The following is a 23,799-nucleotide window of genomic DNA, read 5'->3' on the forward strand; positions in this document are numbered from 1 at the left end:
ATGGCAAGCTGGCACGGCCCTGAGCCCACTCGCAGCCGACGTGAATGGTGAAATTCACTCACCTCGTACATCGACAGATCGAGATCATTTACCGGCCAGTCGGGCCGGATCCGGAGGCGTCGACCGCCGAGAGTGGATCAGCGGCATCACCGGTCGGCGAACCGGCGGTGGTCCGTCCCCAACCGGAGCGCACGCTCCATCCAGGAGAACGCCGCCTCAACTCTGCAGCAAAGGTGATCGCCACATAACAGAACGCTGCCGGAACAAGATGTGGCGCCGTGAGTACGACCCGCCGCAACCAGGACCAGGGACGGGAACCGGGCACCGGATCAAGCGCCAACTCGGCGCCCTGCGGATCCGTTCGGACGAACTCCCAGAACTCGGCGTTACCGGCACGAGATCTGGCCACTCGCCGGACCAACTCACCCGTACGCCGCGGTGCCACCACCCGTACGGGCAGGTCAACGTCCCGCTTTTCGTCGGATCTGACCACTGCGTCGAGAAACATGTCGTCGGCGATAATGTCCGGAAAATCGGTGAATCTCGCCCGCGCAGCGGCGGAGATCGCGATCAACCCACGGCCGAAGAGACGGCCGCTGAATATCGGCAACCGCGCATTGATCGCGTAGTAGGCCCGCACCGGCCAGGTACTCGCCGAGGTGTCGATCACCGGTCGCGGCGCCGCCGCCTCCACGCCGGGTTCGGCGATCACGACGGCGAGCGCGCGTAGAAGTTCCACCGATACCGCGATGTCCGCGTCCAGATAGATCCGGACGTCTCCCCCGGCGATCTCGTCGGCGGCGTTGAGCGCGGCGATTTTCGACGGCGCGGTGATCTCCAGCACCCGGGCGCCGCAGGACCGGGCGACCGCCGCGGTCCGGTCGGTGCAGCCGTTGGCGGCCACGATGATCTCGACGTCCGGCCCGAAGGACGGCGATTCGGTCATTGCACGCAAGACTGGGCCGATCCCTTCTTCCTCGTTGAAGGCCGGCATGATGACGGTAATCTGCACAACCACGATGCTTCCATTCACGGACGATGCGACAACCAGTCGAATGGGCAACCTCACTATCGCCTAGCTGACACCGATTGGCCCATCCGGTGGACCACTACGCCGAGTACGGTGCAGCTTGTGCCTCGTGACCAGTACCCCGTTACCGCAAATAGGCATCGGATCACTCTGAGCAATGTCGCTTTTGATCCCGTTCGAGAAGAAGACGTCATCCGCCACGTCGTCGTCGCGTTGGACGCCGGCACCGGCGGCCAGATCATCACCCCGAATGTGGATATTCTGCGCCGCGCCAGCCGCGAAGAGGAGTGTCACAGACACATAGAGTCATCAACTCTGGTAGTCGCAGACGGTGCGCCACTAATCTGGGCCAGCCGGATCAGCGGTGACCCGCTGCCGGCCCGGGTCCCCGGATCCGACCTGATCTGGAGCCTGTCCCGGGCGCTCGGCGAACAGCGCCGGTCGGTCTACCTGCTCGGTGGCGAGCCGGGCACGGCGGTGCAGGCCGCCGCCGTACTCCGTCGCGAGTTCCCCCAGCTCACCATCGCCGGCAAGCTCAGCCCGCCGTTCGGGTTCGACCGGTCCGAGGAGCAACTCACCCAGATCTGCGCCGAGGTGGCCGCCGCCCGACCGGACCTGATCTTCGTCGGGCTCGGCTTCCCCAAACAGGAACGGCTCATCGCCCGGCTCCGGCCGATGCTGCCGAACACCTGGTTCATGGGTTGCGGAGCGGCGATCGGCTTCGTCGCCGGGGTACACCGTCGGGCCCCCCGGTGGATGCAGCGCACCGGGTTGGAATGGATGCACCGGCTGCTCCGCGAGCCACACCGGCTCTCCCGCCGCTACCTGCTGCACGACGTACCGTTCGCGCTGCAGTTGCTCGGCGGCAGCGTCCGAACCCGGTTGCGGCGCGGCGACCGGGCCACGAACACCGGCAGCGAGTCTGCGCTCCCGCCGACCCGGCACATCCCGGCCCCCCGGGACAGCCAGGACAGCCAGGACGCCAACCGTCCCGACCCGGTCGGCTCCGGGAACCGCCCGTGAGCCGCCCCGACGTCTCGGTCGTCATCGTCTCGTACAACACGAGCCAGCTGATCGTGCGCTGCCTGACCGAGCTGTACGCGAGCCTGACCCCGGACGTCACAGCGGAGGTGGTGGTGGTCGACAACGCCTCCACCGACGGCTCCGCCGACACCATCGCCGACCGGTTCCCGCAGGTCCGCCTGGTACGGCTGACGGAGAACGTCGGGTTCGGCCGAGGCATCAACCGTGGGGCGGCGGTCAGCACCGGGCGCTACCTGCTCTGTCTCAACCCGGACACCGTTCCGGTCGGCCATCCGGTCACCGAGCTGGTCACCTTCGCCGACCGGCACCCCGGTCACGGCCTGTACACCGGGCGCACCCTGCACCCCGACGGCACCGACGACAACTACTCCTGCTGGGGCACGCCCACGGTGTGGAGCATCTTCGGCTTCGCCAGCGGGCTGTCGACCGTGTTCCGCGGCCGGGCCTGGGCGGATCCGGAGGCGCTGCCCGGTTACGACCGCCAGTCGGTACGCGAGGTGCCGGCGCTGTCCGGCTGCATGCTGCTGATTGAGCGGGAGCTGTTCGGCCGACTCGGCGGCTTCGACCCGCAGTACTTCCTCTACAGCGAGGACATCGACCTCAGCACCCGGGCCAGGGCGCTGGGTGCCCGCCCGGTGCTGACCCCGTCCGCTCAGGTGGTGCACCTGGTCGGCGCCTCGTCCAGCTCCGAGGGGCAACGGATCCGGATCCTGCGCGGCAAGGCCACCTACGTCCGGCGGCACTGGTCGCCGCTGCGGTCCTGGACCGCTGTCCGGCTGCTGGTCGCCGGGGTCGGCCTACGGGCGGTGGGCAAGACGCTGCTCGGCCGGGACCGGTCCCGGGGCGTCGACTGGATCGAGGTCTGGCGCTCCCGCCGCGACTGGGCGGCCGGCTACCCGCCGGTCGAGGAGGATCGGCCGACCACCGAACGGCTCGAACCGGCCGGCTGACCGCCCCGGCCGACCCACCCCGCAGGCACGTCGTGCGGCGGCCGCACCTGTGCGGTCATCCTTCGTCGGCCTGCCGCTGCGGCGGTCCGGCGACCGGGACATCGGCGAACGCCGCCACCGTCCGGTCGGCGTACGCGTTGGCGTCGCCGTACTGCATCGGACCGTCCCAGCTGGTCGGCAGCGGCACGGTGACCTGCGGCGCGACCCGGCGGACCACCTCGTCGAGCACCCGCTCCACCTGGCCGACCCAGAGATGGCGGGCTCCTGCGACCCCGACCACCTCCGCCTGACCGACCACGGCGAACCGCCGGGTCGCCTCGTCCGGCCGCAGGTAGTCGTCCAGCTCCGGGACCAGCGCGGTGAGTGGCTTGCCGGACGCCGACCAGGTAGCCAGGTCGGCGTCGGTGGCGAAGCGCAGCGGCGGCGACAACAGGATCGCGCCCTCGACCGCCGGGTCGCAGCCGTAGCGCAGCGCCAGGTCGGTGCCGAACGACCAGCCGAGCAGCCAGATCCTGGGCAGCTCGGCGAACTCGGCGTACTCGATCGCCGCCGCGACGTCGAACCGCTCCCCCTCGGCCGAGTCGAAGCTGCCGCCGCTGGTGCCGCGCTCGCTGCTGGTGCCCCGGGTGTTGAACCGGAGCACGGCCACGTCGGCCAGCGCCGGCAGCCGCCAGGCGGCCTTGCGGAACACGTGGCTGTCCATCATCCCGCCGTGGGTCGGCAGCGGATGCAGGCAGACCAGCGTGGCGACCGGCGGACGATCGGCTGGCAACGCCAGCTCACCGACGAGGGTGAGCCCGTCGGCGGTCTGCAGCTCGATGTCGCGGCGCTCGGCGGGCAGGATCGACATGGACCGGATCGGCTCGCTCACCCGGCCAGTCTCGCACTGCCCTGACCGGTCGGCCCGCCGGGGATCAGCCGTAGCGGGGCGCGGAGCGGGACCGCTCGACCGCCGGCCGCCGCTGCTCGCGGGCCCGCCAGCAGCCGGAGTGCCAGTGCCGCCGGTCGGTCAGATCACCCCGGCCGTCCGCCGGCCAGGCGACCACGTGCGGCACGCCCGGCCGGATCTCCTGCACGCAGCCCGGGCAGCGGTACATCTTGGTCGCCGCCGGACCGGGCACCGACCGCACCATCCACTCGCCGTCGCTGAACGACTGCACGGCGGCGACGCCCCGACGCACCCGCTCCGGGTCGACCGGCTCGGGCTGGCCGGGATCGCCGTGGCCGACGCGACCGGCGGACCGGCGGGTCGGGCGGTTGCGGCGCGGACTCATGCTCGCAAGGGTACGTCGCCGGTGCGGCGCCCTGCTCAGCCGGCGTGGTCGCGGAACCCGCCACCGGTGCGCCGGCCGAGCCGACCGGCGGTCACCAGGTTGCGCAGCAGCGGGGCGGGTGCCAGACCCGGCTCGGGCAGCTCCCGGTGGATGGCGGTCTGGACGGCCAGCGCCACGTCCAGGCCGACGGTGTCGAGCAGCTCGAACGGCCCGGCGGGATAGCCACAGCCGAGCTTCATCGCCGCGTCGATGTCGTCCGCCGTCGAATAGTTGCTCTCCAGCATCCGGACCGCGTCGTTGAGGTACGGCAACAGCAACGCGTCGGCGATGAAGCCGGCGCGGTCGCCACAGGTCACCGCGGTCCTACCGAATGCCGCGCAGAGTTGGTGCGCGGCCCGCACCGCGGTCGGCGAGGTCCGGACGGTACGCACCACCTCGACCAAACGGGCCTGCGCCGCCGGACCGCCTACGAAGTGCAGCCCGACCACGTCGGCTGGCCGGCCGGTGGCCATCGCCACGTCGATCACCGGTGCCGTCGACAGGCCGGCCACCACCACCAAATCGACGGCGGCCAGGTCACGCGCGGCCAGGTCACCGGGGCCGGCGACCGTGACGACGTCGACTCCGGCGGCGGTGAGGACCTCGGCGACGTCGGTCGCGACCGTGCCGGACCCGATCACCCCGACCGTACGCGGTGCCGGGTGACCGGCCTCGGCGGCGGCCACCGGGGTGAGGTCGTCCGGGGCGAGCCGCGACGAGCCCGGTGCCTGGTAGGTGTAGAAGCCCCGGCCCGACTTGCGGCCGAGCAGCCCGGCGGTGACCATCTGCCGTAGCAGCGGTGCGGCCGCGTGCCGGCGGTCGTGGCCACCACGCTGGTACAGCGTCTCCAGCACCTGGTACGCGGTGTCCAGACCGATCAGGTCGAGCAGCGTCAGCGGGCCCATCGGCAGGCCGTGGCCCTGCTGCATGGCCGCGTCGATGTCCTCCCGGCTGGCGTACCCGGTCTCGTACATCCCGATCGCCTGGTTGAGGTAGCCGAACAGCAGCGCGTTGGCGATGAATCCGGCGCGGTCGGCAACGCTCACCCCCACCTTGCCGAGCCGGGCGCAGAGCGCCTGGACGTCGCGGGTCACCTCGGACTCGGTCACCACGGTGCTGATCACCTCGACCAGCCGCATCACCGGTGCCGGGTTGAAAAAGTGCAGCCCGACTACCTGGCCGGGACGCTCGGTGGCGACAGCGATCTCAGTGACGCTCAACGACGAGGTGTTGGTCGCCAGGACGGCCCCCGGTGGGCATACCCGGTCGAGTTCGGCCAGCAGGTGTCGCTTGAGGTCGAGCCGCTCCGGGACCGCCTCGACGGCCAGGTCGACGTCGCGGAGTGCGTCGAGTCCGACCGCGAAGGTCACCCGGGCGTGCAGTGCGTCCCGGTCCGCCGGGTCGAGTTTGCCGCGGGCGACAGCCCGGTCGGTGGACGCCCTCAGGTTCTCCCGGCCCTTGTCCAGTGCCGCCCCGTCCACCTCGACGGCGACCACGTCGACGCCGTTGCGGGCGAAGACCTCGACAATCCCGGCACCCATCGTACCGAGCCCGACCACTCCCACGGTTTTGAACTCGCGCGCCACCTGGTCTCCGTCCGTCACCTGCGTCGGCCCGATGCATGGCGAGTCTGCCACGAACCGCCACACCGTCGTTCAGGAGCACCACGACCGGCGGCGTTCAGGAGAGCACCACGACCAGCCAGGTCAACCAGCCGACCAGGAAGACCCCGGCCAGCCCGGCCATCAGCAGCGTGCTGGGCCGACGTCGGGGGCGCATCGGCTGGGTGGGCTCGCCGAGCGCGGTGTGCAGCGGTGAATTCGGTCCGGTGGTCGGCCGCACCGGCGCGCCGGGCAACGCCGCCGTGGCCGGTCGGGGGATCCGGGTGCCGACCGGGTCGGTGAGCGCCGAGGCTGGGTCGTAGAACCGCAGTTCCACGCCGCCAATCCGGATCCGGTCGCCGTCGCGCAGCTCGGTCGGCTGCCGGATGCGCAGGTCGTTGACCCAGGTGCCGTTCGTCGACTCCTGGTCGGTCAGCACGGTACGGCCGCCACCGGCGGTTAGCACCGCGTGGCACCGGCTGACCTTGATGTCGTCGATGGTGATGTCCAGGCCGGCGTCCCGACCGATCATCCGTTCCCCGGGCGACAGCCGGTAACTGGCCCCCGGAGTCGGGCCGGTTATCACCTGTAGGAGAGGTAGCAGCGACTGGTGTTCGGACATCAGCTGGTGAAGTGCCTTCCCCCCTCGACAGCGACGCACGTCGCGCCGCCCGTTGCAGCCTGCCAGCTCCCGCCGGATCGGAACATGGTCCGTTGTCCGGTGTTGGTCGCCGGCCGGGTCAGGTCCGCGCCACCGGTTCGACGGTGGTCCGCGACAACCGGACACCCGCCCTGGCGCCAGCTGGCCAAGGCTGTCATTACATCGCCAAGAATCGAAGTCCCGCTATCCGCGAGTACCCTTCACGGCTAACCTCGGACAATACTGCGAAGCGGCCGACCAGCCCGATCCGGGGCCGGCGCAGCAACCACGGCCGGCGCAGCAACCACGGCTGGTGAAGGAGGCCACGGTGACAGCGGTACGGATCCCAGGCCGACCGGTGATCGACGGCAAGCATCTTCTCTCCTCCCACCCGGCGACCGGAGCGCCCGTAGGCCGGGTCCCGATCGCCGACCGCGATCAGGTCGCGGCGGCGGTGGCCGCAGCCCGGACCGCCACCGGCCACTGGATCGGGATCGGCCAGGCGCAACGCCGCCGCCAGCTGCTGCGCTGGCGCTCGCTGCTCGCCACCCGGATCACCGAACTCGCCGACCTGATCAACCGGGAATGCGGCAAACCGATGGCGGAGGCGATCGTCGAGGTAGCCGCCGCCATCGAACACATCGACTGGGCTGCGCAGAACGCGAAACGGGTGCTGGGTGTCCGGCGGACTCGTACCCGGCTGGTCACCGCCGAGTTCGCCGGACACCTGGAGTACCAGCCACTCGGCGTGGTCGGCGTGATCGGCCCGTGGAACTACCCGGTCCTCATCCCAATCGGCCCGATAGCGTACGCGCTGGCCGCCGGCAACACGGTGGTGTTCAAGCCGAGCGAGTACACGCCGGCGGCCGGGCAGTGGCTGGCTGACACCCTTACCGAGGCGGTCGGAGCGAGGTCGGTTCTGACGGCGGTACACGGCCTCGGCGACGTCGGAGATGCGTTGTGCCGGTCCGGAGTGGACAAGCTGTCGTTCACCGGCTCGTCGCGTACCGGCCGCCTGGTCATGGCCGCCTGCGCCGAGACGCTCACCCCGGTGGTGATCGAGGCCGGCGGCAAGGACGCGATGATCGTCGACGACGACGCCGACATCGACGCGGCGGCAGAGGCCTGCGTCTGGGGTGCGATGACCAACGCCGGGCAGAGCTGCATCGGCATCGAGCGGGTGTACGCCATGGCCCCGGTGTACGACGCGTTCGTCGACGCGGTGGTGGACCGGGCCGGCCGGCTGACCGTCGGCAGTGGACCAGATGACCAGGTCGGGCCGATCACCATGCCCGGACAGCTCGACATCGTCCGACGGCACATCAAGGACGCGCTGGCCGCCGGTGGTCGGGCGGTGCTCGGCGGTGCCGCAGCGGTACAGCCACCGTACGTGCATCCGACCGTGCTGGTCGACGTACCGCCCGACTGTACCGCCGTCCGGGAGGAGACCTTCGGACCGACCGTCACGATCAACCGGGTCGAGACCATCGACGAGGCGATCGCGGCGGCCAACGACACCAGGTACGGCCTGGGCGGCGCGGTCTTCAGCAAGCGGCGGGGGATCGCCGTCGCCCGCCGGATCCGCAGCGGAATGGTGTCGATCAACTCGGTGCTCACCTTCGTCGGGTTCAGTGAGCTGCCGTTCGGCGGGACCGGCGAATCGGGTTTTGGCCGGGTGCACGGTGAAGACGGACTGCGGGAGTTCTCCCGACCGAAGGCGATCACCCGCCGCCGGGCACCGTCGCTGCTGCCGACGATGACCTTCGAGCGGACCGCGACCGACGTGGCCCGCATCGTCAAGGTGATCAAACTGCGGTACGGCCGCGACTGATCTCGGGTCAGCCGGCGATCGGCTGATGGGCGCCGAGGCTGGCCTGGTCGGCGGCGGTGGTGCCGGCGATCCACCCGGCCCGGTTGTGGCCGCCGATCGACCGGCTGGTCACCGTCGGGAAGAGCCGCTCGGTCGCCCGGTCCACCTGCTCGTCGCGGGCCGCCAGCACCGGCACCAGCGCGGTGCCGGTTCGCGCGGCCGCCTCCCGGCCGACGTCGTCGGCGGCGGTACGCAACCGCTGCCCGATCCGCACCGCGTACGCCTCCAGGAAGGACTGGCGGAACGACCGGGTGGTCGACTGCCCGCCCCGGCCACGCTGCGGGCCGTTGCGCAGCATCGCTGCGGTGGCCTGTACCAGCAGCGAGGTGTGCAGCAACTCAACCGACTCGCAGTCGGAGGCGAACCCGACGACGGTGGCGAAGCCGAGATTGTTGGACCACACCGACCGGCAGCCGTTCGCCTCGGCGACCTGCTGCAGCAGCAACGCCTTCGCCTGCTCGTACGGTGCCTCCAGGCCGATCCGTACGGCCACCGGGTCGGCCTGTGGCCCGCCGGCCCCGGTCTGCTGCGCGGCGAGCAGCGCGTGGTCGATGCGGTGCCGGGTCATCAGCTCCTGGGCCTTGGCCGACAGCGCTTCGGCCTCCTCCGCGAATTCGGTCGACTCGGCCTTGGCCAGCAACGCCCGGATTCGGCCGAGCTGCCGCTCGTCCACGTCCTCGGTCGCGGACGGGGCCGCAGCGGTCGGCCGCTGGCGCTGCGGCCCGTCGTCGCCGGGGCGGACCGTGCCGGGCAGGGGGGCCACCAGCTCCAGTCTCGGCAGGCCGATCAGCAGCCCGGCCACCCGCACCGCGAGCAGCACGGCAGCGGACCGGTCCAGCTTGGCTCCGGCCGCCCAGGCGGTCAGCCGGTGGTCGGGCGGAGCAGCACCCCACACGTCGAGGTCGAGATCACGCAGCTGGCGGTGCCAACGGTCGGCGACCGTCGCCGGCGCGTACCCGCGCAGCTGGGCCGCGACGTACCCGGCGATTAGGCTCACCGCCCGCTTGCCGAGCTCGCGGCCGGTCACCCGCAGCACGTCGGCCGGCATCCAGCCGTGGCCCCACAGCCCGGCGGCCACCTGCCGCAACGCCTCGTCCACCGCCTGGTCCACCAGCCGGTCGTCGGCTGCGACCAGCGCGGCCACGCACTCGTCGAGGTCGTCCGGTCGGTCGGCTGTCGCCATCCGGGCCGCCCGACGCAGCAGCTCGTCGACCCGCTGCGCCTCGGTCGGTGGCCGGTACAAGCCGAACCCGTCGGGGTAGGCCGCGCCGGCGGCCTGCGCCCGTTGGCGTTGCCGCTGCTCCCTGGCCTTCTTCTTCGCGGCTCGACGTTGCTGGTTGCGCACACCCATCGGCGGACTCCAAAATCGGTGCGTGGGAGCTGGTCAAAGATCGATGCCGCTCAGAAGAGGGTGAGTTCGTCCCGTTCGATGCCGCGCAGCTTGTCGTAGTCGACCACCACGCACCGGATACCACGGTCCTCGGCAAGCACCCGGGCCTGCGGTTTGATCTCCTGCGCGGCGAAGATGCCGGTCACCGGCGCCAGCAGCGGATCCCGGTTGAGCAGTTCGAGGTAGCGGGTCAGCTGCTCGACACCGTCAATTTCGCCCCGCCGCTTCACCTCGACCGCGACGCTCGCCGCACCGTCGCGACAGAGCAGGTCCACCGGGCCGATCGCGGTCATGTACTCCCGCCGCACCAGGGTGAAATCGTCACCGAAGGTGGTCGGGTTGGCGGCGAGCAGTTCCTGGAGATGCGCCTCCACCCCGTCCTTGCGCAGGCCAGGGTCGACACCCAGGTCGTACGACAACTCCTGAAGAATTTCCTCCAGGGTGATCCGCAGTTCCTCGCCGGTCTTGTTGACCACCCGCCACATACCCGGCGTCTCCTCCAGCCGGCATGGCGGGCTCATCCAGTTCAGCGGCTTGTACGCCCGGTCGTCGGCGTGAATCGAGACCGATCCGTCCGCTTTGACCATCAACAGCCGGGTGGCCGGCGGCAGATGTGCCGAGAGCCGACCGACGTAGTCCACCGAGCATCGAGCAATCACCAGCCGCACCCGACGAGGGTAGCGCCAGCGGTGCCCGCGTACCGCGCAGGGCTGGCGCGGCGGTGCGATCCTGGTGACGTGTTCGAACTGCTGACCGGGACCGGGCTGGCCGCATCCGCAGGGCTCAACGCCTACATCCCGCTGCTGACCGTCGGCGTTCTCGCCCGCTACACCAGCCTGATCACGGTGCCGGACGGCTGGCAGTGGATGTCCGACGAATGGGTGCTGGGCATCCTCGCCGTCCTGCTGGTTGTCGAGGTCGTCGCCGACAAGGTGCCGGTCGTCGACCACGTCAACGACGTGGTGCAGACGGTCGTCCGGCCGACCGCCGGCGGGCTGGCGTTCGGCGCGGGGTCGGCGTCGGAAACAGTGACGGTCAGCGACCCCGGGGAGTTCTTCTCCTCGGACCAGTGGGTTCCGGTGCTGGTCGGTGTGCTGATCGCGCTCGGCATACATCTACTCAAGGCGACCGCCCGACCGGTGATCAACACCGCCACCGCCGGGATCGGCGCGCCGGTAGCGAGCACTGCCGAGGACGCGACCAGCGTGGTGATGTCGGTCGTCGCGATCCTGCTGCCCGTCCTGGTGCTGGTCTTCCTGGTGGCGCTGCTGATCGGCGGGCCGCTGCTGATCCGCCGGGCCCGGCAGCGCCGCCGGGAGCGGCGGGCGGCCCGGGCCGCCGGATACCGGGTCTGACCGGACACCCCGCGCCGCGCATCGCATCGCATCACCGCCAGCGGAACAAGCGGGCCGCCAGGGCACCGACCACCGCCAGGTAGCCGACCATCACCAGCAGGTGCAGCGGACGGACCGCATGCCCGGCCCAGCTGGCCTGCAAGGCCTGACTCAGCGCGCCGAGCGGGGTGAGGTCGCTCAGCCGGCGGATCGTCTCGGGCATCATCGGCCCAGGGGTCCACACCCCGGCGAAGAACAGCATCGGGAAGTAGACCAGCATGCCGATGCCGTTCGCCGCCCGTCCGGTCGACGCCAGCGCCGCGATCAGCAACCCGACCGTGAAGGTGGCCGCCCCGCCGAGCAGGAACACGCCGAGGAAGCTCACCGGGTGCTCGGGCAGCGGCACCTGGAACGCGACCGCCGCTGCGGCGACGGCCAGACCGACCGCGAGCGTCGTGGCGGCCACCGAGACCAGCAGCTGGGCGCCGAGCAGCTTCGCCGGGCGTACCGGGGTGGTGGCCATCCGGCGCAGCACCCCGCGTTCCCGGTACCCAGCCATGGTCGTCGGCAGGGAGTTGATCGCGACGCCGGCGACCGCCAGCGCGACCACCACCGGCAGGTAGATGTCGATCGGACGCAGGCCGGCGAGCTCCGCAACGGGGGTACGGAAGCCCGGCATCGCCACACCCAGGACGACGATCAGCAGCATCGGGAAGGCCAGCGCCATCACGATCATCGCCGGGTCCCGCAGGAACAGTTTGGCCTCCATCACGGTGAGCCGGCGCAGCGCGGTCATCGGTCGCCTCCGGTGAGGGTGAGAAAGGCTTCGTCCGATGTGGCCTGCTGCAGGCGCAGCTCGCGCGGCGTGACGCCGTGCCGGGACAGCGCCGCCGCGACGGCGAAGAACAGCTCCGCACCGCCGTCGACGACGACCTCACGACCGTCGAGGGTCGCGGCGGTGACCTGCGGCAGCTCGGTCAGCAGGGCGAGGTCGAGCGGCCGGTCCGGGACGAACCGGATCAGCTGCCCGCTGTCGACGCTGGCGGCCAGCCCGGCCGGGGTGTCGAGGGCGACCACCCGGCCGGCGTCGATCACCGCGACCCGGTCGCAGAGCCGCTCCGCCTCCTCCATCAGATGCGTGACCAGCACCAGGGTGACGCCCCGGTTGCGGACCGATTCGACAAGTCCCCAGGTGTCCCGGCGGGCCGCCGGGTCCAGCCCGGTGGTCAGTTCGTCGAGGAACGCCACCTTCGGGTCGCCGACCAGGGCCAGGGCGACGGACAGGCGCTGCTTCTGCCCGCCGGAGAGCTGGCCGAAGCGGGCGTCGTGCCGGGCGGACAGGCCGAGCAGGTCGAGCAGTTCCCGCCAGTCGGCCGGCTGGCGGTAGTAGGAGCTGTAGAGCTCCAGTGCCTCCCACACCTTGATCCGCTCCGGCAGCTGGCTCTCCTGCAGCTGCGCGCCGAGTTGCTGGCGCAGCCGCGCGCCATCGCGCCGCGGGTCCAGGCCGAGCACCCGTACGGTGCCCCGGTCCGGCCGGCGCAGCCCGAGCGCGCACTCCACAGTGGTGGTCTTGCCGGCACCGTTACGGCCGAGGATCCCGAAGATCTCCCCCTCATCGACGGTGAACGACACGTCGTCCACTGCGACCAGGTCGCCGTACCGCTTGTGCAGATGCTCGATCTCGATGACGGACATGGCGTCGCTCCTCAGCTCTCCTCAGCCGGAGATCTTCTTCAGTGGCAGCCGGCGAACCAGCAGCCAGGTGACGGCACCGGCGACCAGCAGGGTCAGCAGCGCGATCGCCGTTCCGGTGCCAGCGTGTGCCTCGTCGTCAAGGCCGAGCATCCGGGCGAGGCCGAACCCGGTCCATTCGGTACGGAAGCCGATCTCGACGACGAACGCCGGCAGCAGCACCACTGGCAGCAGCAATGTCCCCCACCAGGGATCGAGCAGGTGGTAGACGATCGCGGTCAGTACCCCGGCCGCCATGTAGCCCAGGTTGACCAGGCTGTACTCCAGCCAGATCGCGGCGGCGTCGCCTACCGAACCGACCAGGTACGGCTCGGTGAGCCCGTCGAGCAGACCGAAGACGTCGAGGGTCAGGTATTCGAGGCCGAAGCCGAGCGTCGTCAGGGTGGAGAAGCCGAGGGCGTACGGCACGAGGAAGCCCCAGGAGCCGATCAGCGCGTCCCGCCGGGTGACCCCGTGGGCGACGAACATCGGCAGGTAGGTGCCGACGGCGATGATGCCGAAGACGAAGGTGAACCAGCGCGGTGCCTGCAGCCCCATGCTCTGCCACATGCTCGTCTCGACCGTGCCGAACCGGGCGATCAGGCCGATGACCACGGCCCAGACCAGGTAGATGATCGTCCAGTACCACCCGGCCAGCGGCAGCGACCGGCGCAGCAAGGTACGGGTGATTCTGCAGGTGATGGCGTTCATCGCCGCATCTCCTTGTTGTCCGCTGTGTCCGCCGTGAGGTGTACGAACAGGTCCTGCAGCCCGATCGGGCCGAGCTCCAGGCCGGCGGCGCGGGCGGCGGCCCGGTCGCCGTCGTCGATGGCACCGAAAACTGTGGTGGACCGGGTGCCGCCGAGCTGCTGGCTGCCGAGCACGGTGCGTCCGGTGACGAACGCGTCGACGGCGGCGGCCGGGCCGGTCACCGCGGTCCCCCGGGCCCGCAGCGTCTCGGTCTCCTCGTGGGCGACCAGCCGGCCCCGGTGCAGCACCACCACCTCCTCGAACAGCGACCCGACCTCCTCGATCAGGTGCGTGGAGAGCACAATGGTGCGCGGGTGGGCGAGGTAGTCGTTGAGCACTTCCGCATAGAAGGCGTACCGGCTGGGCGCGTCGAGGCCGAGGTAGGCCTCGTCGAAGATGGTCAGCGGCGCCCGGGCGGCCAGCCCGAGGGTGACGCTGAGCGCCGACTTCATGCCCCGGCTCAGCCCGTTGAGCCGCTTACGCATCGGCAGGTCGAACCGCTCGACCAGGCGGGCGGCGTAGTCGGAGTCCCAGTTCGGACGCAGCGTCGCGGCGAGGTCCAGGATGCAGCCGACCCGATCGGTGTCCTGGGCATCGACCTTGTCCCGGACGAAGGCGATCTGCGACATGATCGCCGCGTTCTCGAACGGATCGGCGCCGCCGATGCGCACCGAGCCGCTGGTGGCGGCCCGGAAAGCGGCCAGTACGGCGAGCAGGCTGGTCTTGCCGGAGCCGTTGCGGCCGAGCAGTCCGTAGATCTTGCCCGGGGCGAGAGTGAGGTCGAGCGAGTCGACGGCAAGCGTGTCGCCGTAGCGGACGGTGAGATTGCGGGTCTCGATCCCCAGGCCGGTCACTGGTGTTCCCCTTCTGCTGCATGTTGAATACGGGCGACGACCTCGGCCAACGGGATGCCGATGATCCGGGCCTCGGTGACCATCGGGTCGACGACCTCGGTGAAGAACCGGTCGCGGCGCTGGCCGCGCAGCGTCTCGCGGGCGTTGGGGCTGACGAACATGCCGATCCCGCGCTTCTTGAACAGCACGCCCTCGTCGATCAGCTGGTGGAAGCCCTTGGCGGCGGTGGCGGGGTTGATCCGGTAGTAGCTGGCGTACTGGTTGGTGGACATGACCTGCTCGCCCTCCTGCAGCGCCCCGCTCAGGATGTCGTTTTTGATCTTGTCGGCTATCTGCTGATAGATCGGACTTCGATCATCGAACACGGGAGCACCTCTGGTTCACTGGTTCATTACTCGTGTAATGAACCGTAGCACCGGCGAACCAGCCCGGTCCAGCCCGCCAGCGGTGTCCGTCACCACCACGACACCCGGACGCCTTCCCCCGCACGGCAGGGGCGATAGTTGACGCCATGAGCGACAAGGCGGCGGACGCGCCGGCCATCGAGGTACGCGGGCTGCGCAAGATGTACGCCGGGACACCGGCGGTGGACGGGGTCGACCTGACCGTGCGGCGCGGCGAGGTGTTCGCTCTGCTCGGCCCGAACGGCGCTGGCAAGACCACCACCGTCGAGATCCTGGAGGGCTACCGCCGCCGCGACGCCGGCGAGGTCCGGGTGCTCGGCGTCGACCCCGACCCTGGTACGCCGCAGTGGCGCTCCCGGATCGGCATCGTGCTGCAGGGCACCGGCGAGTTCGACGAGTTGACCGTCGCCGAGGTGGTCGGCCACTTCGCCGCCTTCTACCCGACACCGGACGACCCGGCGGCGGTGATCGACCGGGTCGGCCTGGCCGGCAAGGCCCGCGCCCGCACCCACACCCTGTCCGGCGGGCAGAAGCGTCGCCTCGACGTGGCGCTCGGCATCGTCGGCCGACCGGAGCTGCTCTTCCTCGACGAGCCGACCACCGGCTTCGACCCGGAGGCCCGCCGTGAGTTCTGGGAGCTGATCCGGTCACTCGCCGGTGCCGGCACCACCATCCTGCTGACCACCCACTACCTGGACGAGGCCGAAGCCCTCGCCGACCGGGTCGGGGTGATCGCCGCCGGCCGGCTCGTCGAGGTGGCACCCCCGGCCGAGCTGGGTGGTCGGCGGGACGCCCTGGCCACCGTCGCCTGGCGTACCGCCGACGGAACGGCGCACCGCGAGGAGAGCGCGACGCCGACGAAGCTGGTCGCCGAGCTGGCCGCGCGCTTCGACGGCGAGGTGCCCGGCCTGACCGTCACCCGGCCCACCCTGGAAGACGTCTACCTGCGGATGATTGGACACAAGTGAACGCGACCACCGGCGGCACCGCCGGCGCTGTGACCTCGCCGACGGCCGGCACCCCCGGCACCTCGTCGTCCGTGCCTCGGATCGGGCCGGCGCGGCTCGGGCTGCGTCAGGGCCGGTTGGAGATCCGGCAGTTCATGCGCAGCCGCGAGTCGGTCGTGTTCACGATGGCCTTCCCGGTCATCATGATCCTGATCTTCGCGTCGATCTTCACCGGCGAGATCACCGACGGTGTCCGGTTCACCCAGTACTTCATCACCGGCATGATCGCCACCGGGCTGATGACCGTCGGGTTCCAGAGCCTGGCCATCCAGATCCCGATCGAGCGGGACCGGGGTGTACTCAAGCGGCTGCGCGGCACCCCGATGCCGAAATGGGTCTACTTCGCCGGCAAGGTCACCATGGTCGCGGTGATCGGGTTCGCCGAAACGGTGCTCCTGCTGGCCGTGGCGACCCTGCTGTTCGACCTGCAACTTCCGGACACGGCGGTCAAGTGGTTCACCCTGGGCTGGGTGTCGGTGCTCGGCATCACCGCCTGCACGCTGTGCGGCATCGCGTTCTCGTCGCTGGCGCGCAGCGGTCGCAGCGCCTCGGCAGTGGCCACCCCGGTGTCTCTGGTGCTGCAGTTCACCTCCGGCGTCTTCTTCGTCTTCACCTCGCTGCCCGGCTGGATGCAGCAGATCGCCGCGCTCTTCCCGCTCAAGTGGATGTGCCAGGGGCTGCGCTCGGTCTTCCTGCCGGAGTCCTTCGGCACCCAGGAGCCGGGCGGCTCGTTCGAGCTGGGCATGGTCGCGCTGGTGCTGGCCATCTGGTGCGTCATCGGCCTGGTGCTCTGCCTGACCACGTTCCGCTGGACCACCAAACGCGACGGCTGACTGCCAGGGGCACCAAGGTGCGCGCCGAAGACGTGATGCCGCAGGTGCATCTTGATGTACCTGCGGCATCACGCTCAACCGGCACCCCAACCCGGCGAGGTGGCACGACCGCCGACACCTGGCCGTGGTCGAGGACCACAATGCAAGGTGTCGACCGGTCGGCTCACCGTCCGGCGTTTACGAAAGCGACGATCTCGTCGAGCCCAGGACGGTAGCCGTCGCTGGCGTCCACTTCGATCTCGGGTACGTCGAGTCGAACGGGCTGGAAGCCGTGGTGGCCGACGGCTAAGGTCTGATGGTCACCGAGGGACGTATCGGCGTGGGCGCGCCGGGTTGCGTTCTCGTTCTGCCGTCGCTGGACGCGGCCGAAGGCCGTCTGCGCGGCGACCCGGCAGTGCACCACCCGGATGTCGGCGATTCCGATCAATGGCTGCAGGCCGGGGCGCCACAGGCGGTCCTGGAAAGCCGCCTCGGCGACCGTGGTGACCCCAGCGGTCAGCAGCAGTCGCAGCACGTTGAAGAAGGTGGGCAGGGTCCGAAGGGTCAGCTCGTTGCTCGGTGCGGCGATGATGCCGCCGGCAGTGTGGACCATGCCCTCCTTGATCTCGTCGCGGCAGATCGCCGGGCAGCCGATCCGCCGGGCGAGCAGGTGGGCAAGCGTCGTCTTGCCGGCCCCTGGTGGTCCGCTGATGACGACAAGGGTCGGCTTTGTTTCCACCACGTCGTTATAGCGCGGCGGCCGGTGCACGGGCAGGGGCGGCTCTGAGTAGTCATAGTCATCCACGGCCAGAAATATCCCCGCCAACTGGCCACCAGCGAAGACCGAACTGGCCACCGACACACCGCCGGCTGACGCGGATGATCATCCGCGCCCTGCCGAACGCTATCGAGGTGAGGCCTACGCACGTTATTTTCGCTTTTTAGCGTGCGTAGGCCTCACCTGATCATGAACTACGGCCGCCCGAGCCACCCCTGTCCGCCCAACGCCGACACGCAGTCACTTTGGTTCGGCCACGAACACGCCGACTCCTTCGAGGGTCTCGGTCAGCCCGGTGGCACGGAGGATCATCATCGCCTTGCCGACGACGGTGTCCGAGACGTCGTACTCGCGGCAGAGCTGTGAGCGGCTGGGCAGCTTTGTGCCCGGTGGCCACTCGCCAGACTCAATCTTCGCTCGTAGCTCGTCGGCAAGAACTTGGTACTGCTGCTTGGGCATACACACTCCCCGGATGGCATGCCCATTTGATCACGCTTCTACCTCCAACCTTAACCAGTTGCACGTTGCTCGTTGGCCTACAACCGGTGGCGATTGTAGGTTGATGGCGAACGCTCCCGGATGGCTCTTGGGGCGGTCACCTCCGGTCGGGGCGGTCAGCGAGTCACGCCGTTGGGCGTCCCGGCCCCGAAGGTTCGCCCTGGTCGCCGTACCGCAGCAGCACCAGCGGCAGCAGCAAGCAATGGGGAGGAAGAGGAGATGCGTGAACTGCGGCGCCGGCGGCGGCCGCGGCCTCGACCCCGGCGAGGTCAGTCCTCGCGTTGGCTCGGCCGGTTGGCCGCGATCCAGGCCGCCACCTCGTCGCGGCTCCAAATGCGCATCCGGCCGTTGCCCACCACGTCGATCGGCTCGGGGAAGCCCGGCCGGCGAACGATCTCCACGGCCCTCGTCCTCGACACGCCGCCGAGCATCGTGGCGATGTCTGCCAGGGCGACGAGCTTCACAACCTGAACGTAGGTCGGCAAGGTGTTACTACTTCAGCACTTACCGACTTGACACTGTCGAAGTGATAAGTGAGGCTGTTGGGAACAGAGATGAGCAGGTGAGTGACAACGGTCCGGGCCGGTCAGCGAGTCACGCCGTTGGGCGTCCCGGCCACCAAGGTTCGCTCTGGTCGCCGTACCGCCAAGGAGGGCTGCGGCGATCGGGGTGGGGTGGCCTGCCGGCATCGGCAAGCGGCAGGGCCACCCCCGTCCACCCACCAACGACACCCGGATGAGCGGAACCAGCAGCAACACCAGCGGCAGCAGCGAGCAATGGGAAGGAAGACGAGATGCGTGAACTGTGGCGACGGTGGCAGGTCCGCCGGCAACGACGCACCATGGCCGCCACACCACCGGCCAGCTGGCCCGCCGGCAGCGCCACCGGCGTCTACCGGGCACCCGGCACCCCGGCCGGCCACAATCAGCGCGGGTCGGCGTACCGACCGGTCCGGCCCTGGCAGGTCCGCAGCCACCGCTTCCCGACGGTCCCCCGGCGCGGCGGCGGCCGCGGCCTCGACCCCGGCGAGGTCGCCGCGTTCCTCGACCGCGTCGCTCACGATCTTGGCATCGTGTACGCCGAACTCGAACGCACCTGGGAGCAGAACGACCGGATCAAGGACGCGCTGCGCCGCTGGCAGTCCACGCACGCAACGCCCACTCGGCACGGCGTCTACCAGGGCGGCGCACGCCGGTGACCGGGTCGACGCCAGTCGTCGGCAGCAGTGGCGGTCCGGCGCTGACCGTACGGGCCGCCACGGCCGCCGACGTCGAACCCCTGGCCGAGTTGTTGGCACAGGCGTGCGTACTGGACCCGGTGGTGTCCTGGCTGATCAACGACCACGCGTTGCGGTACCTGACGATGCACCGGTTCTTCGCCGCCGAGCTGGAGTACGCCGTCCGGCACGGCATCGTCGACGTGGTCGGGCACTGCGACGGCGTGGCGATCTGGTACCCGCACCCGGCAGACCGGCTCCTGTCGGCGGAACATCAGCGGCGCCGGTTGCGGGCCTGCGGTGACCGGCACGGCCCGTACGCGCACTACACCTTCACCGCCGGCCGCCTCGAACCGACCGGCCGACACCGGTCAGCTCGCGGGTCAACGGCTTGCCGACCGGATGAGGCCGCTCCAGCAGCAGGCCGGTGAGGAACTCGTCGACGGCCGCCGCAACGGCCAGTGGCGAGCCGACAGGCAGCCCCTCTGTCAGGGCTCGCCGGGCAGCGTGCACTACGGAAAGTCGGTATGCCTCGTCGCTCGCTGCTGTTCGCGCTCCGCGCGGGCAGCAAGCTGGCACAGCAGTTCGTCCGCGTCGATGCCGTGGCCGGCGGCGAGGTCTGCCTCGGCACGCCGGATCTCCTCCAGCGCGCTGGGCGTGGACAACAGGTCGAGGGTCTCTAGGTCAGAGAGCGACATGATGACTACTCTTCTCGTCACGAACCTCGGTCCGGTGGCGATGTCAGTGGCTGTAGAAGCCCTGGCCGGTCTTCCTGCCCAGGTCGCCCGCGGTGACCATGCGCTGCAGCAGCTCCGGCGGGAAGAACTTCTCGTCCGCGGTGTCGGCGTAGATGTTCTTCGCCGCGTGCAGCAGCACGTCCGCCCCGGTCAGGTCGGTGGTGGCCAGCGGCCCCATCGCGTGACCGAAGCCGAGCTTGCAGGCGGTGTCGAGATCCTCGGCGGAGACCACACCGGACTCGACGAGCTTGACCGCCTCGACGACCAGCGCGGCGATCAGCCGGGTGGTGACGAAGCCGGCGATGTCCCGGTTGACCACTACGCAGGTCTTGCCGATCTCCTCGGCGAACGCCTTCGCGGTGGCCAGGGTCGCATCCGAGGTCTTGTAGCCGCGGACCAGCTCGCACAGCTTCATCATCGGCACCGGGGAGAAGAAGTGGGTACCGACCACCGATTCGGGGCGTTCGGTGACTGCGGCGATCTGGGTCACCGGGATCGCCGACGTGTTGGTGGCCAGCACGGCGTCCGCCTTGCAGATCTTGTCGAGTGCCCGGAACACCTCGTGCTTGATCTCGATGCGCTCGAAGACGGCCTCGACGACGACATCAGCGTCGGCCGCTGCCTCCAGCTCGGTAGTGGTGGTGATCCGGCCCATCGTCGACTCGACATCGTCGGCGCTGATCGCGCCCTTGCCAGCGAACTTGTCCAGCGACCGGCGGATGCCGGCGACGCCCCGGGAGGTCGCCGCGTCGTCCAGGTCGCGCAGGATGACCTGCCAGCCCGCCTGGGCGGCAACCTGGGCGATGCCCGAGCCCATCAACCCCGCGCCGATCACTGCCAGCTGACCTGCCATCTCTGCATCTCCTCGTCCACGCGCCTCGACCGGATGTGCCAGCTGGCAGCTTATCCGGCGCACCTGAACGATCGCTAACCCGGTAGGGGCGGTCGGCCGCTGGCCGTACGGCACACCCAGCAGTCAGCCGGCCGGTGCCCCGGACAGCCGCTGCACCTGGACGCCGAGCGAGCACAGGTCGGCCACGTAGTTCGGGTAGCCCCGGTCGATGTGGTGCACGTCGGCGATCTCGGTGACCCCTTCGGCGCAGAGCCCGGCGATCACCAGCCCGGCTCCGGCCCGGATGTCGGTCGCCCGGACCCGGCCGCCGACCAGCCGTTCCCGGCCACGTACCACCGCGTGATGGCCGTCGGTCCTGATGTCCGCGCCCAGCCGCAGCAGTTCGTCGACGAACTGGAACCGGCCGTCGAAGATGTTCTCGGTGACCAGTGACGCGCCCTCGCTGACCGAGGCCAGGCCGATCGCCATCGGCAGCAGGTCGGTGGCGAAGCCGGGGAACGGCAGGGTGACCACGTCCACCGCCCTCGGCCGACGTTCCATCCGTACCCGGAAACCGTCGCCGGTGGTGTCGACGGTGGCCCCGGAGGCCGCCACCTTGTCGAGGGCGACAGCCAGGAACGACGGGTCGACGCCGCGTACCGTGACGTCGCCGCGGGTCATCGCGGCGGCGAACGCCCAGGTGCCGGCGACGATCCGGTCGCCGATGGTGCAGTGGCGGACCGGCCGCAGCTCCGGCACGCCCTCGATCCGCAGGGTGGCGGTGCCGGCGCCGTCAATCTGGGCGCCCATCTCGGTGAGCATCGCGCAGATGTCGACGATCTCCGGCTCGCGGGCCGCGTTGTCGATCTCGGTGATCCCGTCGGCCAGCACCGCCGCCATCACCAGGTTCTCGGTGGCGCCGACGCTCGGGAAGTCCAGCCAGATCGTCGCTCCGTGCAGGCCCCGCGCGGCCGAGGCGACGACCAGTCCGTCGGCGGCGGAGATCTCGGCACCCATCCGGGCCAGGCCGGCCACGTGCATGTCGAGCCCGCGCGAGCCGATCGCGTCGCCGCCCGGTTGGGCGACGGTGACGCGTCCGCACCGGGCCAGCAGCGGACCGAGTACGCAGATCGACGCCCGCAGCCGGCGGACCAGATCGACGTCGGGCTGACAGCTGGGTGCCGGCGGCACGTCGATGACCACGGTGTCGGCGCGCGGCGAGCCGGCAGCCGACCGCGAGCCGGCGACCAACGACGGTCCGGCAACCGACAGCGGGTCGGACCCGCTCATGGTGACTTCGCAGCCGAGTCCGCGCAGCACGTCGGCCATGATGGCGATGTCGGTGATCCGCGGCACGTTGCCGATCACCGTCCGGCCCGGTGCCAGCAACGCCGCCGCCATCAGTTTCAACGCCGAGTTCTTCGCGCCCTCTACCGGCACCGTCCCGGCGAGCCGACTACCGCCGCCGACCCGGATGACGTCTCCGGACGCGGCCGGCGGCAGAGCTGGCTCGACGGTGGCGCTGCCGGCGCGGCTGAGAATCCGTACCCTGTCGCTCATGGCCGTCCACCTCACCCGCATCTACACCAAGGCCGGGGACACCGGCACGACCAGGTTGAGCAACAACGAACAGGTCGCCAAGACCGACCTGCGCATCTGCGCGTACGCCGACGTCGACGAGTGCAATGCCGCGCTCGGTGCCGCCGTCGCCCTCGGCGATCTCGACGAAACGCTGCGCGGAATGCTCGGGCAGATCCAGAACGACCTGTTCGATGTCGGCGCCGACCTGGCCACCCCGGTCGAGCCGGAGCCGGCGTACCCGCCGCTGCGGGTAACCGAGGCGTACGTCACCCGGCTGGAGGGGTGGTGCGACGAGCACAACTCACGGCTGGCCAAGCTTGACTCCTTCGTCCTGCCAGGCGGTACCCCCGGTGCCGCGCTGCTGCACGTGGCCCGTACCGTCGCCCGGCGGGCCGAGCGTTCGGCATGGGCGCTGATAACCCACGAACCGGAACGAACTAGTGCTCTTCCGGCAAAGTATCTCAATCGTCTCTCGGATCTGCTGTTCATCTTGTCCAGAACCGCAAACCCGGACGGCGACGTGCTGTGGAAACCGGGCGGCGGACGCTGATTCCGACAAGATCGCGGATCAGCAGATGGCCGGGCTGCACCACGTAGAGCTCTGGATACCCGATCTGTCCGGGGCTGAACCGGGCTGGTCCTGGCTGCTGGGTGAACTTGGCTGGCAGCCGTACCAGCGCTGGCCGGCCGGCCGATCCTGGCGGTACGGCGCGACGTATCTGGTGTTGGAGGAGTCCCCGACGCTCAGCAACCGGCGACACGACCGGTGCGCGCCGGGGCTGAACCACGTCGCGTTCCACGCCGGGCCGAGACAGCGGGTGGACGAGTTGGTCGCGGCGGCGCCGGCTCACGGGTGGTCACTGCTGTTCGCCGACCGGCATCCGTACGCGGGCGGGCCGGACACCTACGCCGGGTACCTGGCCGACCGGTACGGCTACGAGGTGGAAGTCGTCGCCGACGGGTAGAGCCGGATACTCCTTTGGATGTCAGGCGGCGAGGCTGCGCGAGCTCCCGCCCGGCAGGCTGGCCTCGAGCCAGGAGCTGAAGCCGGTGACCGTCGACTCCGCCATGGCGATCTCGACCGGCGCGTGGTGGCTGGTGCACCGCAGGATCACCCAGTCGTGCGGCAACGCGAGCCGCTCCTGCCCACGCGGGCTGCGCCGGCTCTCCACGGCCAGGCCGTGCCGGGACAGCACACGTTTGGGTCGCAGCGCGAAACTGAACATCCGGTACCAACGCAGCTCATCACCGGCGAACCGGCCGAATCCGGACGACCAGCCACGGCCGTCGACCATGGTGGAGACCCGGAAGCTCAACTTGATGGTGCCGCGCACCCGGACGACCAGCGCCCGCCGGACGAACAGCACCAGGATCGCGGCGAGCAGGATCAGTACGCCGATCCCGAACCATTGGATGGTCGACATCGA

At 70.2% G+C, this 23,799-nt stretch carries 29 protein-coding genes; 10 read left to right on the forward strand and 19 right to left on the reverse strand.

Features of this window, described 5'->3' with window-relative positions; genetic code table 11:
- Positions 1–88: 88 nt before the first annotated feature.
- Positions 89–994, reverse strand: a complete 906-nt coding sequence (locus tag ACFHWS_RS06015; protein ID WP_416556196.1) for a glycosyltransferase — start codon at positions 992–994, stop codon at positions 89–91.
- Positions 995–1,243: 249 nt separating this feature from the next.
- Between ACFHWS_RS06015 and ACFHWS_RS06020 the strand changes: the two genes are divergently transcribed.
- Positions 1,244–2,053 (forward strand): WecB/TagA/CpsF family glycosyltransferase, encoded by an 810-nt coding sequence (locus ACFHWS_RS06020; protein WP_416567788.1) that lies wholly within the window; start codon positions 1,244–1,246, stop codon positions 2,051–2,053.
- The gene (locus ACFHWS_RS06025; RefSeq protein ID WP_416567789.1) at positions 2,050–3,024 is read left to right on the forward strand and encodes a glycosyltransferase family 2 protein; all 975 of its coding nucleotides are present in this window, start codon (positions 2,050–2,052) and stop codon (positions 3,022–3,024) included. Before ACFHWS_RS06020 ends, ACFHWS_RS06025 begins: the two co-directional genes overlap by 4 nt.
- Positions 3,025–3,079: 55 nt before the next feature.
- Here the strand turns inward: ACFHWS_RS06025 and ACFHWS_RS06030 are convergent, their stop codons facing one another.
- The 4 genes from ACFHWS_RS06030 to ACFHWS_RS06045 all read right to left on the reverse strand — a co-directional run bounded on the left by ACFHWS_RS06030 (position 3,080) and on the right by ACFHWS_RS06045 (position 6,560).
- On the reverse strand, positions 3,080–3,895 hold the full coding sequence (locus ACFHWS_RS06030; protein ID WP_416556148.1) for an alpha/beta hydrolase: 816 nt from the start codon (positions 3,893–3,895) through the stop codon (positions 3,080–3,082).
- A gap of 43 nt (positions 3,896–3,938) precedes the next feature.
- Positions 3,939–4,298, reverse strand: a complete 360-nt coding sequence (locus ACFHWS_RS06035; protein WP_416556147.1) for a hypothetical protein — start codon at positions 4,296–4,298, stop codon at positions 3,939–3,941.
- Positions 4,299–4,333: 35 nt separating this feature from the next.
- Positions 4,334–5,923 carry a 3-hydroxyacyl-CoA dehydrogenase family protein gene (locus ACFHWS_RS06040; protein WP_416556146.1) on the reverse strand — a complete coding sequence of 530 codons (1,590 nt, stop codon included), beginning with the start codon at positions 5,921–5,923 and terminating at the stop codon, positions 4,334–4,336.
- 94 nt (positions 5,924–6,017) lie between these two features.
- Entirely contained in the window at positions 6,018–6,560 is a 543-nt protein-coding gene (locus ACFHWS_RS06045) for an FHA domain-containing protein (RefSeq protein ID WP_416556145.1), read from the reverse strand.
- A gap of 346 nt (positions 6,561–6,906) precedes the next feature.
- Here ACFHWS_RS06045 and ACFHWS_RS06050 point away from each other — a divergent pair, with 346 nt between their 5' ends.
- Entirely contained in the window at positions 6,907–8,409 is a 1,503-nt protein-coding gene (locus tag ACFHWS_RS06050) for an aldehyde dehydrogenase family protein (RefSeq protein ID WP_416567790.1), read from the forward strand.
- Between the two features lie 7 nt (positions 8,410–8,416).
- Here ACFHWS_RS06050 and ACFHWS_RS06055 read toward each other — a convergent pair whose 3' ends face one another.
- On the reverse strand, positions 8,417–9,799 hold the full coding sequence (locus tag ACFHWS_RS06055) for a DUF2786 domain-containing protein (protein ID WP_416556143.1): 1,383 nt from the start codon (positions 9,797–9,799) through the stop codon (positions 8,417–8,419).
- A 50-nt stretch (positions 9,800–9,849) separates the two neighbouring features.
- On the reverse strand, positions 9,850–10,506 hold the full coding sequence (gene nucS / locus ACFHWS_RS06060; RefSeq protein WP_416556142.1) for an endonuclease NucS: 657 nt from the start codon (positions 10,504–10,506) through the stop codon (positions 9,850–9,852).
- A gap of 69 nt (positions 10,507–10,575) precedes the next feature.
- Here nucS and ACFHWS_RS06065 point away from each other — a divergent pair, with 69 nt between their 5' ends.
- Complete coding sequence (locus ACFHWS_RS06065; protein ID WP_416556141.1) at positions 10,576–11,193, forward strand: DUF4126 domain-containing protein; 618 nt, start codon at positions 10,576–10,578, stop codon at positions 11,191–11,193.
- A gap of 31 nt (positions 11,194–11,224) precedes the next feature.
- Here the strand turns inward: ACFHWS_RS06065 and ACFHWS_RS06070 are convergent, their stop codons facing one another.
- The 5 genes from ACFHWS_RS06070 to ACFHWS_RS06090 are packed head-to-tail and all read right to left on the reverse strand — an operon-like array spanning position 11,225 to position 14,872.
- Complete coding sequence (locus tag ACFHWS_RS06070; protein ID WP_416567791.1) at positions 11,225–11,968, reverse strand: ABC transporter permease; 744 nt, start codon at positions 11,966–11,968, stop codon at positions 11,225–11,227.
- The gene (locus tag ACFHWS_RS06075; RefSeq protein WP_416556139.1) at positions 11,965–12,867 is read right to left on the reverse strand and encodes an ABC transporter ATP-binding protein; all 903 of its coding nucleotides are present in this window, start codon (positions 12,865–12,867) and stop codon (positions 11,965–11,967) included. The genes ACFHWS_RS06070 and ACFHWS_RS06075 overlap by 4 nt, the downstream gene beginning before the upstream one ends.
- A gap of 21 nt (positions 12,868–12,888) precedes the next feature.
- Complete coding sequence (locus ACFHWS_RS06080; RefSeq protein WP_416556138.1) at positions 12,889–13,614, reverse strand: hypothetical protein; 726 nt, start codon at positions 13,612–13,614, stop codon at positions 12,889–12,891.
- Positions 13,611–14,507 (reverse strand): ATP-binding cassette domain-containing protein, encoded by an 897-nt coding sequence (locus tag ACFHWS_RS06085; RefSeq protein WP_416556137.1) that lies wholly within the window; start codon positions 14,505–14,507, stop codon positions 13,611–13,613. Before ACFHWS_RS06085 ends, ACFHWS_RS06080 begins: the two co-directional genes overlap by 4 nt.
- Positions 14,504–14,872: a GntR family transcriptional regulator gene (locus ACFHWS_RS06090; RefSeq protein WP_416556136.1), complete on the reverse strand. Its 369-nt coding sequence runs from the start codon at positions 14,870–14,872 to the stop codon at positions 14,504–14,506. Before ACFHWS_RS06090 ends, ACFHWS_RS06085 begins: the two co-directional genes overlap by 4 nt.
- A gap of 146 nt (positions 14,873–15,018) precedes the next feature.
- On the opposite strand from ACFHWS_RS06090, the gene ACFHWS_RS06095 reads away from it, so the two are divergent.
- Positions 15,019–15,879: an ABC transporter ATP-binding protein gene (locus ACFHWS_RS06095; RefSeq protein ID WP_282232093.1), complete on the forward strand. Its 861-nt coding sequence runs from the start codon at positions 15,019–15,021 to the stop codon at positions 15,877–15,879.
- A 71-nt stretch (positions 15,880–15,950) separates the two neighbouring features.
- Entirely contained in the window at positions 15,951–16,751 is an 801-nt protein-coding gene (locus ACFHWS_RS06100) for an ABC transporter permease (protein ID WP_416567821.1), read from the forward strand.
- Positions 16,752–16,914: 163 nt separating this feature from the next.
- Here ACFHWS_RS06100 and ACFHWS_RS06105 read toward each other — a convergent pair whose 3' ends face one another.
- The 3 genes from ACFHWS_RS06105 to ACFHWS_RS06115 form a co-directional block, all read right to left on the reverse strand.
- Entirely contained in the window at positions 16,915–17,586 is a 672-nt protein-coding gene (locus ACFHWS_RS06105) for an AAA family ATPase (protein ID WP_416567792.1), read from the reverse strand.
- 162 nt (positions 17,587–17,748) lie between these two features.
- On the reverse strand, positions 17,749–17,967 hold the full coding sequence (locus tag ACFHWS_RS06110) for a winged helix-turn-helix domain-containing protein (protein WP_281551357.1): 219 nt from the start codon (positions 17,965–17,967) through the stop codon (positions 17,749–17,751).
- Between the two features lie 308 nt (positions 17,968–18,275).
- The gene (locus ACFHWS_RS06115; RefSeq protein WP_278171167.1) at positions 18,276–18,470 is read right to left on the reverse strand and encodes a helix-turn-helix transcriptional regulator; all 195 of its coding nucleotides are present in this window, start codon (positions 18,468–18,470) and stop codon (positions 18,276–18,278) included.
- Between the two features lie 329 nt (positions 18,471–18,799).
- Between ACFHWS_RS06115 and ACFHWS_RS06120 the strand changes: the two genes are divergently transcribed.
- Both ACFHWS_RS06120 and ACFHWS_RS06125 read left to right on the forward strand, forming a co-directional pair.
- Entirely contained in the window at positions 18,800–19,204 is a 405-nt protein-coding gene (locus ACFHWS_RS06120) for a DivIVA domain-containing protein (protein WP_416556133.1), read from the forward strand.
- Positions 19,201–19,653, forward strand: coding sequence for a hypothetical protein (locus tag ACFHWS_RS06125; RefSeq protein ID WP_416556132.1), 453 nt, complete (start codon positions 19,201–19,203; stop codon positions 19,651–19,653). Before ACFHWS_RS06120 ends, ACFHWS_RS06125 begins: the two co-directional genes overlap by 4 nt.
- Before the next feature lie 81 nt (positions 19,654–19,734).
- Here the strand turns inward: ACFHWS_RS06125 and ACFHWS_RS06130 are convergent, their stop codons facing one another.
- The 3 genes from ACFHWS_RS06130 to murA all read right to left on the reverse strand — a co-directional run bounded on the left by ACFHWS_RS06130 (position 19,735) and on the right by murA (position 22,351).
- Positions 19,735–19,920: a hypothetical protein gene (locus ACFHWS_RS06130; protein WP_416556131.1), complete on the reverse strand. Its 186-nt coding sequence runs from the start codon at positions 19,918–19,920 to the stop codon at positions 19,735–19,737.
- A gap of 43 nt (positions 19,921–19,963) precedes the next feature.
- Positions 19,964–20,812 carry a 3-hydroxyacyl-CoA dehydrogenase family protein gene (locus tag ACFHWS_RS06135; protein WP_416556130.1) on the reverse strand — a complete coding sequence of 283 codons (849 nt, stop codon included), beginning with the start codon at positions 20,810–20,812 and terminating at the stop codon, positions 19,964–19,966.
- Between the two features lie 123 nt (positions 20,813–20,935).
- Positions 20,936–22,351, reverse strand: coding sequence for a UDP-N-acetylglucosamine 1-carboxyvinyltransferase (murA, locus tag ACFHWS_RS06140; RefSeq protein ID WP_416567793.1), 1,416 nt, complete (start codon positions 22,349–22,351; stop codon positions 20,936–20,938).
- Between murA and ACFHWS_RS06145 the strand changes: the two genes are divergently transcribed.
- Both ACFHWS_RS06145 and ACFHWS_RS06150 read left to right on the forward strand, forming a co-directional pair.
- Positions 22,350–22,922: a cob(I)yrinic acid a,c-diamide adenosyltransferase gene (locus ACFHWS_RS06145; protein WP_416567794.1), complete on the forward strand. Its 573-nt coding sequence runs from the start codon at positions 22,350–22,352 to the stop codon at positions 22,920–22,922. The two genes, murA and ACFHWS_RS06145, sit on opposite strands and share 2 nt — an antisense overlap.
- Positions 22,923–22,947: 25 nt before the next feature.
- Positions 22,948–23,337 carry a VOC family protein gene (locus ACFHWS_RS06150; RefSeq protein ID WP_416556127.1) on the forward strand — a complete coding sequence of 130 codons (390 nt, stop codon included), beginning with the start codon at positions 22,948–22,950 and terminating at the stop codon, positions 23,335–23,337.
- Positions 23,338–23,358: 21 nt separating this feature from the next.
- Here the strand turns inward: ACFHWS_RS06150 and ACFHWS_RS06155 are convergent, their stop codons facing one another.
- On the reverse strand, positions 23,359–23,796 hold the full coding sequence (locus ACFHWS_RS06155; protein ID WP_278171179.1) for a DUF2550 domain-containing protein: 438 nt from the start codon (positions 23,794–23,796) through the stop codon (positions 23,359–23,361).
- Positions 23,797–23,799 lie beyond the last annotated feature (3 nt).

Source organism: Micromonospora sp. LOL_013, assembly GCF_048060315.1.
In the GTDB taxonomy this organism is placed as follows: Bacteria; Actinomycetota; Actinomycetes; order Mycobacteriales; family Micromonosporaceae; genus Micromonospora_E.

What these genes read in the sequence shown, in the direction of transcription:
- ACFHWS_RS06015 (WP_416556196.1), bottom strand. Translation starts at nt 994, where the DNA reads ATGCCGGCCTTCAACGAGGAAGAAGGGATCGGCCCAGTCTTGCGTGCA.
- ACFHWS_RS06035 (WP_416556147.1), bottom strand. Translation starts at nt 4,298, where the DNA reads ATGAGTCCGCGCCGCAACCGCCCGACCCGCCGGTCCGCCGGTCGCGTC.
- ACFHWS_RS06045 (WP_416556145.1), bottom strand. Translation starts at nt 6,560, where the DNA reads ATGTCCGAACACCAGTCGCTGCTACCTCTCCTACAGGTGATAACCGGC.
- ACFHWS_RS06055 (WP_416556143.1), bottom strand. Translation starts at nt 9,799, where the DNA reads ATGGGTGTGCGCAACCAGCAACGTCGAGCCGCGAAGAAGAAGGCCAGG.
- ACFHWS_RS06070 (WP_416567791.1), bottom strand. Translation starts at nt 11,968, where the DNA reads ATGACCGCGCTGCGCCGGCTCACCGTGATGGAGGCCAAACTGTTCCTG.
- ACFHWS_RS06075 (WP_416556139.1), bottom strand. Translation starts at nt 12,867, where the DNA reads ATGTCCGTCATCGAGATCGAGCATCTGCACAAGCGGTACGGCGACCTG.
- ACFHWS_RS06080 (WP_416556138.1), bottom strand. Translation starts at nt 13,614, where the DNA reads ATGAACGCCATCACCTGCAGAATCACCCGTACCTTGCTGCGCCGGTCG.
- ACFHWS_RS06095 (WP_282232093.1), top strand. Translation starts at nt 15,019, where the DNA reads ATGAGCGACAAGGCGGCGGACGCGCCGGCCATCGAGGTACGCGGGCTG.
- ACFHWS_RS06110 (WP_281551357.1), bottom strand. Translation starts at nt 17,967, where the DNA reads ATGCCCAAGCAGCAGTACCAAGTTCTTGCCGACGAGCTACGAGCGAAG.
- ACFHWS_RS06120 (WP_416556133.1), top strand. Translation starts at nt 18,800, where the DNA reads ATGCGTGAACTGTGGCGACGGTGGCAGGTCCGCCGGCAACGACGCACC.
- ACFHWS_RS06130 (WP_416556131.1), bottom strand. Translation starts at nt 19,920, where the DNA reads ATGTCGCTCTCTGACCTAGAGACCCTCGACCTGTTGTCCACGCCCAGC.
- ACFHWS_RS06135 (WP_416556130.1), bottom strand. Translation starts at nt 20,812, where the DNA reads ATGGCAGGTCAGCTGGCAGTGATCGGCGCGGGGTTGATGGGCTCGGGC.
- ACFHWS_RS06145 (WP_416567794.1), top strand. Translation starts at nt 22,350, where the DNA reads ATGGCCGTCCACCTCACCCGCATCTACACCAAGGCCGGGGACACCGGC.
- murA (WP_416567793.1), bottom strand. Translation starts at nt 22,351, where the DNA reads ATGAGCGACAGGGTACGGATTCTCAGCCGCGCCGGCAGCGCCACCGTC.
- ACFHWS_RS06150 (WP_416556127.1), top strand. Translation starts at nt 22,948, where the DNA reads ATGGCCGGGCTGCACCACGTAGAGCTCTGGATACCCGATCTGTCCGGG.
- ACFHWS_RS06155 (WP_278171179.1), bottom strand. Translation starts at nt 23,796, where the DNA reads ATGTCGACCATCCAATGGTTCGGGATCGGCGTACTGATCCTGCTCGCC.